We start from the raw sequence: 13,532 nt of genomic DNA, 5'->3' as shown, positions 1-13,532 counted from the left end.
TCGTTTTTGCGACGGAGAATCCGGCTTGTTCGGCGGGGGGGATTGGGGTAACCTTCCCCCTCCCGTCGCAAGGCCCATCCCCATCGCTGCACCCCTCGAGAGACTGCCTTGTCGCCGGTCGATGTTCCGACCGGAAAGGACTCTGTATGAGGTATGCTCGGCCTGTCTCTTTTGCGGCTCTGTTACTTGTCGTGCAGACGGGTTGCCGGACTGCGGGTGTCGATAACCTCGCACGGCAGGCTCCTGTCGTGGCCAGGCCGCAACTTGATGCCCAGACACTGATCACTGAGCACAACCGCAACGCCGAACGGATTGAGAAAATCTCGGCCAAGCCGTCGCTCTCCGTCAGTAAAGGGCGGCGACCGGTGGGGGCGGCCAATGGCTACCTGGCCTTAGAACGTCCGCGCAATTTCCGGCTCGAAGTAAGATCGACGGGCGGCGATGTTGCCGACATCGGGTCGAATCACGAGAAGTTCTGGTTCTGGACCAAGGATAACGATCAGAAGGCGATCTTTTACTGCGACTACGACGAGTCAGGTAAGACGCCGCTCTCCCCCGCCACGCTCCAGCCCGAATGGATCGTCGAGGCCCTGGGCCTTCGCGTCATCAGCGAGGATGAGGCCGCCGGTTGTACGGTGACTCCAGGCACCGACCCTGACACGCTGGTCCTGAATCACGCTCCGACTCGCACGGGGGGCGAAACGGTCACCCGAGTAACTGTCCTCACCAAGTCGACGCGCCGGATCAAGGAGCATCAGCTCTTTGCGGGCGATGCGAAGACCCTCATTGCTCGGGCGGTCATTGAGGATTACCTGCAAATTACCGACGGGAATCATCCCGAAGAGACGGTCTATCTCCCCAAGCGGATGAAGCTCGAGTGGACGCGAGATCGTCTCAACCTGGATGTCACGTTCGCCCAAGGATCGACGAAGATCAACGAGGAGTTCCCCGCGGATAAGTACGCGGCCCTCTTCGTGGAGGATCCGAGGCATGGTTACCAGCGTGTCGACCTGGCCGCGGGTATCAAGCCTTTACCACAACAAGGTCCGACCACCCTTCGCGAGACGCTTCCCGCTCCGCCGACGGGAGTGAAATTGGGCGAGCCTGCCCCGCTCGGAGTCGATGGGGCGATGCGCACGGAACGAGACCCGGTGGCGCTTTCGTCGACACGGACCTCGCTCAGAGACGATCTACTTGGCCCCGCCCTGCCGACCGCTCCGGAACCAAGCTACGCAAAGCCGGAGGTTTCGACGCGATGGCGGGCGTCGAACTCGAGCTTCGAACGCTAATCTCACGGCAAAAGGCCGGTAATTCGCTCGCGGTTGTGGCTGACTTGTGCGTCGCGAGGTGGATGTTTGAGGCGAGAATCTGAAGCCTCGGTAGCCCGGCCGGCTCTTTCCCCAGTCGACGCGTGACTGGTTCCCGTGGAGCCGAAAGACCAAAGTGCCGCTTCGCCCAGGGGCCAAAAAACGCCCCCCCACTCTCTCCCGGACGCGAACCAACCCGTTTCATTCAAGGGATGCGCAAAAAAAATCGGGGAGCATGCGGTCCCAGACGAACGCCTGGTCCCATGCTCCCCGACCAATTCGGTTGGGGGGGTTAACCGGTCCGTTGTTCGGCCGTCCGACGAAGGCGTTTGCGTGCCTTGGCCAGGATCGGACCGACGGAATTCTCGGGGATCCCGAGTTGTTTGCCGATCTGACGATAATTCAGATATTTCAAGTGATAGAGCCGGACAATTTCGGCATCACGTTCGGGAAGGGTTTCGAGCATGCGCTCAACCTCCTCCGCCGAGGCGATCGCCTCTGCCTCGCCCGAAGCGTCTTCGTCAACGCTGGACCGATGGGCCTGGATGTGCCCCAGTTCGGCTTCGCGATGGCGCTTGATGACTTCTTTGACGCAAATCCGCCGCGCAACCACGGTCAAGTAGGTCGGGAGCGAGCTCGCTCCTTTAAAACGGCGTAACGCGCCATAATCTTCGTCGACGATCTCGAGAAAGATCTCGGCGGCAATATCTTCGATGTCCGCCGGCGAGAGCACGATACTTCGAGCATGCGACACGTGATGAATCACGTGGTAGATGAGGCCCATGTATCGATCGACGAAATCATTCCAGGCCCCGGGTTCTTTCCGGAGGCAACGATCAATCAACTGTCGGTCGATCTCACGTAAGGGCACGGACGAGCCTCCTCGCACGGAGAGGGCGCATGTCGCGTCCCAAAGAGAGCCACTCTCTCAGGAGAGCAACGCGTTACTGGCAATTTTACCATGTTCCTGCGACACGGCAAGCGACAGTCGTCGGATCTCATCCCTCATCCTCACACTCTCGCGGGGAGTTCGCTGACAATTCCGGTTTCGGCGAGGGGCCGCTCCGGTTAAAATCAGGCGGAAAGAATCCCGCTCCAACTCTCGACTCAATTTCCGTCCTGCTCAGTCTGCAAGACATATCCCTTTTGAGGGATTTCGGGGCAGCTGGTCGGATTCTCCTCAGGAGATCTTGCTTTGGATCAGCCGAAAGGTCTCCCGAAAATTGTGATCGCCGACGACAACCTCCAGAATGTGGAGTTGCTGGAGGCCTATCTCAGTGATGTCGACTGCGAAATTCGGACCGCGTTCGACGGCGAGGATACTTTGCGCGTTGTCGCCGAGTTTCAGCCCGACCTCCTGCTGCTCGACGTCATGATGCCCCGGCTCTCCGGCTTTGAAGTCTGTCGAAAACTGCGCGCGAATCCTGCCACCAAGGATCTCCTGATTCTGATGGTCACCGCGCTCAACGAAGCCTCCGACTTCGAACGCGGGGTTCAGGCGGGCACTGACGACTTTCTGACGAAACCGGTCAACAAGGTCGAACTTTTGTGCCGGATCAAGAGTATGCTGCGTGTTCGGCACTTGAAGAATCAACTGGATCGCACACTGGCGTATCTCGCTGAATTCGAGACCACCAGCCGCTCTCCCGAAGGCGAGCGGTGATGACGGATTGATTCTCCGTGAGTCCCGCGTTGGCTGTGCCCAGGCGGGACTCGCCAGTTTCGACCCGTTGATCCATGACTTACGAATCCCTTCCGCGACGAGCGATGATCGGTCAAGGGCGGTCCCTACTTCCATTGCCTCCTCGTTCCGACTTCATGCCAGAGGACTATCCCAGAGATGGCCAGCCTTCCCCGAGTCATCGTTAAGCCGCGTCGAGCGCGCCCTTTCTTTGCGCGTCACCCTTGGTTGTTTGTCACCTCCATCGCCAGGGTCGAAGGCGAGCCGAAACCGGGCTCCGAGGTGGAGGTCTTCAGTCATGAAGGTCAGTTCATCGCTCGCGGCCTCTTCAACCCCAACAGCGCCATCCGGGTCCGGCTCTACCGCTGGGACGGCGGGCCGCTCGATGACGAGTTTTGGGCGAAGACCGTCGCCACCGCGGTCCGCCTGAGGCGAGAGATTCTCCACCTGGGCGGGCCCAATGCCGCGTATCGGCTGATCGCGAGCGAATCCGACGGGCTTTCGGGCCTCACGGTCGACCGCTACGATCGCTGGCTGGTCGTTCAGTTCACCAGCCTGGCCCTCTTCGAGCGGCGGGAACTGCTGATCGGCCTCCTCGCCCAGGAGCCCGATCTCGAAGGAATTCTCTCCCGGCCCGATCGGACGACCGCCGAGCAGGAAGGGATCCGTCCGCACGAGGACGTGTTCCACGGCAGTGCACCCGTGGCCCCGGTGGAGATCATCGAGAACGGCCTGACCTTCTGGGTCGACGTGAAAGCCGGGCAAAAGACCGGTTTCTACCTCGATCAGCGCGAGAATCGCCGGGCCGTGGCCCAGTACTGTCAGGGCAAACGGGTCCTCGACTTGTTCACCTATACCGGTGCGTTTGCGCTGAACGCGCTCAAGCACGGCGGGGCGGAGTCGGTCTTGGGGATCGATAGCTCCTCAACCGCGGTCGAAGTGGCCCGCCATCACGCCGTGCTCAACCAACTGGGCAAGGCGCGGTTTGAATCGGCGGATGTCTTCGATGCGCTCGAGACGATCCGCGCGGGCAGTGACCGATTCGGCGTCGTGATTTGCGACCCCCCCAAGTTCGCCCGCCACCCTCGAGGGGTCGAAGACGCCCTGAAGGGCTATCTCCGCCTGAATCGGGCCGCGCTCGATGTGCTTGAACCCGACGGGTTGCTCGTCAGCTTCTCGTGCTCGGGCCTGGTCGAACGTGGCCTCTTCGCCGACCTGATCGGTCAACTCGCCGAACTGTCGGGGCGGTCGATCCAGATCCTCGAGCAACGCGGCCAGGCCGCCGACCACCCGGTCTCGGCCTCCTGCCTGGAAACCGAATACCTGAAGGGTTTCGTTTGCCGGGTTTCCTGACCGCGGTCTGCCCGCTGGGATCTCTTCCAGTCGAGCGAAATTGGAAGCCAAACAGAGGAAGCTGCCGGCCGGTCTTTCACCGGCCGGCCAGGCGGGAGGGGGTTCACTTCTTGGAATCGCCCCGCTCGGACTTGAGGTTCTTCACTTCGTTGATGAGCTCATCCAGCTTCTTCTCGAGATCGGCGATCCGCCGATCTTTCTCGGGGGACTGAGCCGCGAGCTTCTTTTCCACCAGGTGCCGTACCTCATCCTCGAGCTTCTTGATCCGCTCGACATCACGCACGACGAACAACTCGCGATTCAGAGTCGGCCGACGTTCGATCCGCACCTCGGCCCGAGCCTTGGCCCTGTCTTTGCCCTCGTCGCGTGAGTCCTCGGAACGCTCCGCGAGTTCCTTCACGTTGGCTTTCTTGGCTCTCAACCCGACTTGAAGCCTGGCCAGTGGCTCCCTCTCGCGGACGACCTGATCGGATTTCTTAGTTTTCAGCTCATCTCCAAGCTTTGCCAGTTGCGACTCCGCGCGGTGGAGCTGGGCTCTGGCGCGCTCGACCTCAGCCTTGGCTCTCGCCACTTCTCGATCGATGGCACCCCGGTGTACGGGCGTCATATGAAGTTGGAGTTCCTTCGCTTCAAGTTGTGTGGGCCAGCTCTTGAGGGTTTTGGCCGCGTCGAGGTCGTGGGCTCGAAACTCGATAATCGTATTCCCGTCGGGGGAGCTGGCCTTCGGGGAAGATTCCCCCTGCTCCTTCGTGGAGCCATCGCCCGGCTTGATCGTCGCCGTCGCTTTCTCGACAACGCGTTTCTCGAGCGACTGGAGCCTGCGGATTTCCTCGCCAAGCTTTCGCTTCAAATTGTCCAGTTCGGAACGTTCCGACCCTTCCTTGGATTCCTGGACGTCCTGATCGGCTTCGGATTTGACTCGATCTTCGTCGTCGGCCTTTTGAGCCCAGGTCGGTGACAACGGGAGGAGCAGCGCCGAGAGGCCGAGCATTGTCAGGAGGCCGGTCCAGCCGAGGTCGCGGGGCGTTTTCCCTTGCATGATCATGGTCACTCTCCGTTTCAAGTGATGGGCGTGACCGAACCCGCTGGCCGCCAAAGGCGCAGCATGGCCGGTTTCTGAGAGGAAATCCACGGTGTCCAACAACGTCTCCGCATACGCCCGGAGGGCGTCTGGGCAGACCCAGACCACCCAGGCGTCGCAGCATTGCTCTTCCGCCTCGCGGAGCGCACCGCGGGCAATCCAGGTCGTCGGCAACCACCAATAGAACGCCGTGGCGAGCAGCTCGATGACGCGAACCCAATGGTCTTTCCGGCGGAGATGGGCGAGTTCGTGGACGAGCAAGGTGATTCGTTGCCGATCATCAAGGCGGCTCCAGAGCTCAATCGGCACGATGAGCCTGGCCTGGCAGCCCAGGGCCCAGAGCATCGGGGCGGACGGACCGGGGAACCACCAGCTCGTCGGCGGCCGTGACAGCCCCAACTGTTTCGCAAGCTGATCCACCTGCTCCTGAACGTCGACCGAGGTGGGTTCCACCAGCCTCAGCAGCCGATTCCAACGCTGAATTCGCAGGCCGGTAACGGCCAGCGTCAGTACCGAACCGGTGAGCCAGGTCATTCCTGCCAGTCGAGTCCAATCGATCGAGCCGATTGATGCGGGGGGGATGAACCAGATCGCCCCCCCTCCCCTTTTTTCGAACGCTTCGGGGGCGTATCGGGCCTGGGACGACCGCGAGAACGCCCTGTTCTCTCCCCTTTCGACTTCCCAGAGGGTTGACTCCTCGTCACCCGAGCGCGAGGGCACGGGAACGGGACTGGTCAGCGGAACCACCCAGAGCGGCGGGGTGACCAATTTCAGGAGCACGAGCAACCAGAGTCCATGGCGCACAGCGGGCCAGCGACGGAGACACGTCCCCGCACCCGCCGCTCCGAGAGCCAGGATCGTCGCCAGCAAGGCATTGCCAAGGCCCGCCCGCAGAAACGTTTCCAAAGGCCGCCTCCCCTCTTAACTCGATGGGTGGTCGTTCGGCTCAACGCCTGGGTCGAGCTGTTCGATCAGGGACCGGAGATCGCTCCGCTCCTGCTCGGAAAGCCGCCCCCGCTGCACGAGGTGGCTCAAAAGGGGCGTGAGCGACCCGCCGCAGAGCGTCTCGGCCACCGCCTTGAGCTTGCGTCCGATCAACTCCTCGCGATCGGTGGCGGCCCGGAAGACATGGATGCTTTCCGTGCGGTCACGCACCACGTCCCCCTTCACTTCGAGTCGCTCCAGGAGCTTTTGCACCGTGGCATAGGCCGACGTCCCCCCTTCGCCGTAGACTCGCTCGGCCAACTGCCGGATCGTCGCCGGTCCATGCGCCCAGATCGCTTGCAGGATCGTCAACTCCGCGTCGGTGACGTCCTTCGATGATTTCCTCGCCATCCCGTACCTCCCCAAAGACAGAATGTCTGAGTTAAGGGTAAGACAATTAGTCTGAGGAATCAAGTGGGTTCTGGGGATGATCCGAATCGGGTGCGGATCGGTTTCCCAGGAGTGCCAATGAAAGTTGAAGAATTGCTGGAAGCGATTGAGAAAAGCGGCTACACTACAGGCGAGCCAAGGGAGAGAACCGTCAGATTAGCCCTCTGACGTTGGGGAGGTTTCGTGATGGAAGAACGAGCCGGCGGATTCGCACACAAGGTCAGCCATCGACTTGGTGCGAGTGGGTGGAGTCCATCCGAGTCGGATTTGCTCGGGGCCGGCTCGACGTCGCGTCGCTGGTTTATGAGGGCGGGTCTGTCGGGGATTGCCGGACTCTCAGCCGCGCAACTTTTGCAGCTTCGGGCGGAAGCGGCGATTACGGGGGGCGCCGCCACGAAGCCGAAGTCGGTGATCCTCTTCTGGCTGTCCGGGGGGCCGAGCCACCTCGACATGTGGGATCCCAAGCCTGACGCGCCCAGTGAGGTTCGTGGTCCGTTCGGCTCGATCGCGACGAACGTGCCGGGGGTCCGCTTCAGTGAGCATCTCCCGCGTCAGGCCGCGATCATGGATAAGCTGACCGTGATCCGATCGATGGATTGCTCGGCGAGCAATCACACGCCGATCACGATGCAGGCGGGGAATCCGCTGGCGCGGCGAACCGACGATAACCGCGAGGGGGGTGGCTTTCCTTCGATGGGGTCGATCGTCGCGAAACTGCGCGGGCCGAACGATCCGAACATGCCGGCGTTCGTCGGACTGGCCGATAGCTGGAAGGCCGACGTCTGGGGTGCGGGGCACATGGGGGCGGCCTTCGAGCCGGTCAAGGGGAGCGAACTGGCCGGACGCTTCGAGCTTCCCAAAGGGGTGAACCTCGATCGCCTCACCAGCCGTGAGGCCCTCCGGAAGCAGTTCGATCACCTCAGGTCGGACGTTGATAGCAACTCGGCGATCGAGCATGTGGACCGCTACACCCGGCAGGCCATCGATATGGTCAGCTCGGGGCAGGCTCAGCGGGCCTTCCAGCTCGATAAGGAAGATCCGAAGCTACGTGACGCCTACGGACGTGACAGCATCGGGACGAAGGCGCTCCTGGCGCGTCGGCTCGTCGAGGCGGGGGTCAGCTACGTGATGGTCAGCGGGGCCTGGGGCTATTTCGACCACCATGGCGATAACGTCGTCTGGAAAGGGATCGAGAAGGGCCTGAAGCCGCTCTTGCCTCGGGTCGATCAGACCCTGGCGACCTTGGTTGCTGACCTCGAGGGGCGTGGCCTGCTCGATAGCACGCTGATCGTCATGATGGGCGAGTTCGGCCGTTCCCCCGTGATCAATCGCGAGGCGGGACGCGAGCACTGGACCCACGTGATGTCAATGGTCCTCGCCGGCGGCGGACTCCGGCATGGTCAGGTCATCGGCGCCACCGATAGCAAGGGGTACGGCATCAACCAGCGCAAGGTGACGCCCCAGGATCTGGCCGCCACCATCTTCACCTACCTCGGCATCGACCCCAACGGCTACTGGGTCAATCCCCAAGGGCGTCCGATCCCGATCGTCGTCGAAGGGGGCCAACCCATCTCCGAACTCTTCTGAGTGGCGGGCATGGAGTGACGTGAACCGCAAAAGAAGGCGAGCGGCTCGGCTTGTAGGAAATGGGTCGATCGGCTATTCCTGACGCTGCACACCAATGAGGATCGACTTCGAGGCGATGCAAGGAGGCATTGCAGCTATGTCGCCGCGTCGCGAACTGCTCGCCTTTTCCGCGGTTCTGGCCACTCTTGTCGCAGGGTTCTTCTCAGAATCCCTGTTCGGCGGCAAGGTGCTGAGCCCGGCCGATGTTTTGCTCGTCTCCGCCAGCTTTCGGGATCAACGAGGAACGCATTACGAACCGGCCAACCGGCTGCTGATGGACCCCGTCCTTCAGTTTCAGCCTTGGATCGAGTTCAACCGGAAGATGATCCGCCAGGGCCGCCTCCCGCTCTGGAACGACCACGCCGGTTGCGGCGCACCCCACCTGGCCAACGGGCAGAGCGCGGTCTTCGATCCGTTCCAGGTCATCGCCTACCTTGGTACGCTCCCCGAAGCCTACGGCTGGATGGCGGCCGCGCGGCTCTGGATCGCGGGACTCGGGATGTTTCTGCTGGCTCGATCGTGGGGGTTCGGCCCATGGGGACGCTGGTTTTCCGGGCTGGCATTCCCGTTCTGCGGGTTCCTCGTCGTCTGGCTCCTCTATCCTGTGACCAACGTCGCGGTCTGGATGCCCTGGCTTTTCTGGGCGGGCGACCGAGTTCTGCGACGGCCCAACTTACGAGCGGTCGGAGTGCTCGGCCTCGTGACCGGTCTTGTCCTCGTGGGCGGGCATGTTCAGACGAGTGCCCATGTCCTGCTTGCCGCGGGACTCTTCGTGCTCTGGCAGGCCGCGGTCACGGTCAGACGCGGAAGAGCCATCGAGCCGGAACCGGCCGTGATTGAGGATTCCGGCGCATCCCGTCTGCCGTCAGAGGAACCGAGAACAGGTCGACGCGGCGTGTGCTATTGGGCCGTGGGAGTCACGCTTGGCATCATGCTCGCGGCTGTGGAGGTGGTGCCGCTCGGTTTCTATCTGGCGCGGAGCCCGGTCTGGGAAGACCGCGAACGGGAGCGGGACTCCCCCTGGGTGATCGCCCGGCCTCGAGTGCTCGGCGCGATCTGCACGGCCTTCCCGTACGCGTTCGGCAGTCAGCGCCGAGGTCATCCGCACCTGGGTCGCGGCCTGGGGGTGGATAACCTGAACGAGACGGCCGGGGGATTCGCCGGACTCGCCACTTTGATCTGGCTCGTGCCGCTGGCCTGGTCGGCGCGTCGGGCGAACGCTCGCGTCTGGTTCCTCGCCGGCCTTGCCGCCCTCGGTACCCTGGGCTCCTGTCGCCTCCCTCCGGTCGATAACCTGCTTCGCGCTCTCCCTGTGCTCGGGGTGACTGACAATCGACGGTTGAGCCTCTGGGTGGCCTTCTCGTTGATTCTGCTCGGTGGGATCGGACTTGACCGCCTGCAACAGACGCGGAGCGTCCTCTGGGGGGGGCTCTGGGCCGCGGTCGCCCTGCTCTTGGTGACCGGGGCCGTCGCGATCGGGCGCCTTGAACCCTATCTCAAACAAAGGGCGACCGATCATTACGCGAAGGCCGCGTCGGCGACCGCGGGCGCTGACCCGGCGGTGTATCAGCGCCGCGCCGAGCGCCAGGTGAGCTCGACCTTGACGTTCGTTCCGCGCTACCTCGGATTGGCGGGAGTCCATCTGCTCGTCCTGGCCGGTCTCGCGGAATCGATGAGGCGTCGGCTGGTACCGAGCCCGCTGATTCGCTCGGCCGTGGTCGGCCTGACGCTGGTCGACCTGTTCGGCTTCGGGTTCGGCCTGAACCCGGCGATTGCGCGAAGTGATGATCGGCCGGTCAGCCCGGTCATCGCCTACCTGCGCCGCGAACTGAAACCGCCCGGCCGGATCCTTGCTATCGGCGAAGAGTTACCACCCAATGTGCTGATGCGTTACGGGTTGGACGACGCTCGTAATTATGACTCGATTGAGCTCGCGCGGAACCTTGCCTTTTTCGCTCCACTCTATGAGCCGGGCACGAAGGCGCGGACCAGCCGGAGAGACATTACGTGGGAGGGGGTGCTCCGCTCCCGGGATCGTCTTGAAGAGGCGTCGGTCCAAGCGGTCGTTGGCGTCACCCCGCCCCCTGCCGGATCGTTTCGCCGGGTCGATCGGGTGGGCGAGATGTGGGTCGCGCATGTCGCGAGCGCGCCCTGGGCCTCGGCCGACTCGCCCAATGCCCGGATCGCGCTCGATCGCGAGCCCGGAAGAATTGGTGGCGAGTGTGAATTTGAAACGAGTGGTCAACTCGTCATGCGGGAAACTTTTGATCCCGGATGGCGGGCCACCGTCGATGGTTTGCCTGTGGAAATCAATTCATATCGAGAAGTTTTTTTGATGATGCCGGTTCCCGCGGGCCGACATCGACTGGAGGTTTGGTATGACCCGCCCGAGTTCCGGTTGGCGATCGCGGCTTCCGTTTTCGCTCTAATTGCCGTGGTTTTCGCCTTGACCGTGCCCCCATGGTTCCGATCTACTCGAATTATGGCCGTCGCGCTTGGACGGACTCAAGCCGCCGAGTTAGAATCGGATTTGTGCTCTTTACCAGCCAATAACTGAGGGATGAGACGCTGATGGTCCACTTCACGTGTGATCTCTGCGGTAAGGATCTGACCGCATGCGGAGACCCCCGTTATGTGGTCAAAATCGAGGCTTTCCCCGGCTTCGACCCCACCGAGATCACGGAGAATGATCTGGATGAGGACCCCATGGAGGCGGTCTCACAGATCTTGCAACGTGACGAGCAGCTCAACTCCGAGGAAGCCGCGACGCCCCTTCGCAAGGGCTTTCGTTTCGACCTCTGTCCAGGCTGTCACGGCAAGTTCCTCAAAGACCCGCTGGGCAAGGAATTCCTGCGATCGTTCGACTTCAGCAAGAACTAGAGCCATGCCCGCCTCGGCGCGTTCCATTGGGATCGCGGACGCCTTGTCCGCATTCGGGTTTCGTCGCCATGGCTGAGTCTCAGGGCTCCGACACTCACTCGAACACGAACTTGGGGCCGATCGACTTAGATCGACCTGATGAGGTGGAGTAACGCCGGGGCATGGCTCGCCTGGAACAAGGTTGGAGTCCGCCAGGATTTGCTACTGACCTTCCCCTTCTCTCGACTCATTGATAAGCGCGTTGTCGGTGACGAACTAGGTCGTTTCGACCTGGAAAGGCCCCGTCGCGAGCTTCGGTCGAGTGACGTCTTGTCTTACAAGGGTGGCCTTGGCCTCCTCTTTTGGTTTCGTCCCCGAGTGTGGATCGTCGCCCAGTCACAACAACCTGGCGCTCAGCAGGACTGGTGGCTCTAATTCCCTTCCAATCGAGGGCGTGAGCCATCAGGTTTCGTCACCGAGCCCGTCCGCCTCGCCCCTTTCGCGAGGCAGGTGGCGGACGGAAGTCGCCCTTGCATGAATCACCTGAGGATCCGGCTGTGTCCGAGCGGGCATGGCCGCACTCGGGTTTTGCCATTGCGGCGGGCGTAGAATGTCAACGCCCACCAAGCCTCTCGTTCAGGAGGCTTGGTGGGCGATTGTTTTGCCCGACACAACGTATGCTCTTCGCTTAGCGTGTGGTGATCATGACCACGTTGGTGATCACCGAGAGGGCGAGAATGGCCGCGAGCGCGAGGATCATGTGCTGCCGGCCATTGACGTAGCCGGCGATCTCGATCAACTGGGCTTCGCTGGCTCCCCGATTCGTGACGTCGTCAACGTCCCCTTCGGCCAGGGTCGCGAGGTCATCGGGCTTCTGCCCCGCGAGCATCGGGCTCTCGTCCTGGAGCAGGCACTTGAGGTCGAGAATGAGGTCGTCGGGATTGCGGTACCGGTTCTCCCGATTTTTGGCCATCATCGTCTCGACCACCACGCCCAAGCCGCTGGAGAGCTTGGTATTGAGATGGTCGGGTGGGACAATGAAAGTATTCTTATCGACGTGCTTTCGCATGACCTCCGCGGCGGTCTCCCCGTCATAGGGAACACGTCCGGTGACCATGTGGTAAAGCGTGGCGCCCAGGCTGTAGATGTCGGCCCGGATGTCCACGTCCACCTGCCCACGCACTTGTTCGGGACTGATGTAATAGGGAGTCCCGATCGCCATGCCCGCCTCGGACATCGCCCATTTCTCATCCGCGGTGAGTCGAGCCAGACCGAGGTCGGCGAGCTTGACCCCGCCATCCTTGGTGAGGATCACATTCTCGGGCTTGATATCGCGATGGATCAGGCCCCGCTGATGTGCGTGCTTCAGTGCCTCGGCCACCGCCATGACGATGGTCAGCGCGGCCTTCTCCTCGAACACATTTTTCTTGTCGAGGGTGTCCTTGATCGTTCCCCCTTCCACATACTCCATCACGAAGAAGTGATGGCCGTTGACTTCGCCGGCGTCGATGGCGTTGACGACGTTGTTGTGGGAGAGCTTGGCGGCGATCTTCGCTTCGCGATCGAACCGCTTGATGAACTCTTTGTTCTGAGCCAGGGCGTCGAGCAGGATCTTGACCGCGACGATGCGGTCGACGCTCGTCTGGCGCGCCTTGAGGACAACGCCCATCGACCCTTTGCCCAGCCGTTCGAGGACCTGATAGCCCGGGATCTCGAACTTCTTGGCGGTCTCGCCGATTTCCTTGAGCAATCGGACTGACTGGCTCTTGGTCAAGACCTTGGCCTCGACCATGATGTCGAGGAGTCCCTTACACTCATCCTTGGCGGCGAGCTTGGCCTTATGGGCCTTACACGCCTCGATCTCGCTGGGTGTGGCCAGGCCACGGCGCAGGATCGACTTCTCGAGATTTAACTCGTTGAGACTCGAAAGCCCTTTCGAATCCTTCGCGGGGGGATTGCTCTCGGTCTTCGTGGCCATGAGGCCGACTCCCAGGTGCCTGCAAAACACGGGGAACGAATAAAATCCGACGACTTTGAGATTGCAAGAGACAGGGTGCGACAGACGTCCGGTGGGAGAAAGGAAACCCCGGGTGCCGCAAGTAGATTAATCCTAACAGATTATGAGCGTTGCGTTGGCGTTGTCAACGGTTTTCTTTACCGTGGCGAGCCCGCCGCCCCTTGTTCTACCGGCTAGGGAAACTTACGGCGCATGAGCGCTCGGCGTGACGCTTGAACCTCACGCGCAGGGCGG

Annotated in this window: 10 protein-coding genes; 6 read left to right on the top strand and 4 right to left on the bottom strand. The window is 61.9% G+C overall.

Translation table 11 applies throughout. From position 1 onward, the window contains the following. Positions 1 to 146 precede the first annotated feature (146 nt). Positions 147 to 1,289 carry a hypothetical protein gene (locus V5E97_RS38655; RefSeq protein WP_406696875.1) on the top strand — a complete coding sequence of 381 codons (1,143 nt, stop codon included), beginning with the start codon at positions 147 to 149 and terminating at the stop codon, positions 1,287 to 1,289. Positions 1,290 to 1,599: 310 nt separating this feature from the next. On the opposite strand, the gene V5E97_RS38650 is transcribed toward V5E97_RS38655, so the two are convergent. After that, entirely contained in the window at positions 1,600 to 2,178 is a 579-nt protein-coding gene (locus V5E97_RS38650; RefSeq protein WP_406696874.1) for an RNA polymerase sigma factor, read from the bottom strand. Positions 2,179 to 2,502: 324 nt separating this feature from the next. Between V5E97_RS38650 and V5E97_RS38645 the strand changes: the two genes are divergently transcribed. Both V5E97_RS38645 and V5E97_RS38640 read left to right on the top strand, forming a co-directional pair. After that, positions 2,503 to 2,970, top strand: a complete 468-nt coding sequence (locus V5E97_RS38645; RefSeq protein ID WP_406696873.1) for a response regulator — start codon at positions 2,503 to 2,505, stop codon at positions 2,968 to 2,970. Between the two features lie 177 nt (positions 2,971 to 3,147). Next, positions 3,148 to 4,341 carry a class I SAM-dependent rRNA methyltransferase gene (locus V5E97_RS38640; protein ID WP_406696872.1) on the top strand — a complete coding sequence of 398 codons (1,194 nt, stop codon included), beginning with the start codon at positions 3,148 to 3,150 and terminating at the stop codon, positions 4,339 to 4,341. A gap of 103 nt (positions 4,342 to 4,444) precedes the next feature. Here V5E97_RS38640 and V5E97_RS38635 read toward each other — a convergent pair whose 3' ends face one another. Both V5E97_RS38635 and V5E97_RS38630 read right to left on the bottom strand, forming a co-directional pair. Further along, positions 4,445 to 6,328 carry a M56 family metallopeptidase gene (locus V5E97_RS38635; protein ID WP_406696871.1) on the bottom strand — a complete coding sequence of 628 codons (1,884 nt, stop codon included), beginning with the start codon at positions 6,326 to 6,328 and terminating at the stop codon, positions 4,445 to 4,447. A 15-nt stretch (positions 6,329 to 6,343) separates the two neighbouring features. Next, complete coding sequence (locus tag V5E97_RS38630) at positions 6,344 to 6,757, bottom strand: BlaI/MecI/CopY family transcriptional regulator (protein WP_406696869.1); 414 nt, start codon at positions 6,755 to 6,757, stop codon at positions 6,344 to 6,346. 225 nt (positions 6,758 to 6,982) lie between these two features. Here V5E97_RS38630 and V5E97_RS38625 point away from each other — a divergent pair, with 225 nt between their 5' ends. The 3 genes from V5E97_RS38625 to V5E97_RS38615 all read left to right on the top strand — a co-directional run bounded on the left by V5E97_RS38625 (position 6,983) and on the right by V5E97_RS38615 (position 11,302). Beyond that, positions 6,983 to 8,383 carry a DUF1501 domain-containing protein gene (locus V5E97_RS38625; RefSeq protein ID WP_406696868.1) on the top strand — a complete coding sequence of 467 codons (1,401 nt, stop codon included), beginning with the start codon at positions 6,983 to 6,985 and terminating at the stop codon, positions 8,381 to 8,383. Between the two features lie 136 nt (positions 8,384 to 8,519). Continuing rightward, positions 8,520 to 10,979 carry a hypothetical protein gene (locus V5E97_RS38620; RefSeq protein ID WP_406696867.1) on the top strand — a complete coding sequence of 820 codons (2,460 nt, stop codon included), beginning with the start codon at positions 8,520 to 8,522 and terminating at the stop codon, positions 10,977 to 10,979. 14 nt (positions 10,980 to 10,993) lie between these two features. After that, positions 10,994 to 11,302 carry a hypothetical protein gene (locus V5E97_RS38615; RefSeq protein ID WP_406696866.1) on the top strand — a complete coding sequence of 103 codons (309 nt, stop codon included), beginning with the start codon at positions 10,994 to 10,996 and terminating at the stop codon, positions 11,300 to 11,302. Between the two features lie 667 nt (positions 11,303 to 11,969). Here V5E97_RS38615 and V5E97_RS38610 read toward each other — a convergent pair. Then, positions 11,970 to 13,259 (bottom strand): serine/threonine protein kinase, encoded by a 1,290-nt coding sequence (locus V5E97_RS38610; RefSeq protein WP_406696865.1) that lies wholly within the window; start codon positions 13,257 to 13,259, stop codon positions 11,970 to 11,972. Positions 13,260 to 13,532: the final 273 nt, after the last annotated feature.

This window comes from Singulisphaera photorubra (assembly GCF_045290345.1).
GTDB lineage: Bacteria > Planctomycetota > Planctomycetia > Isosphaerales > Isosphaeraceae > Singulisphaera.
The sequence above is the reverse complement of the archived record's forward strand: the minus strand, read 5'-3'. Positions and strand labels throughout refer to the sequence as shown.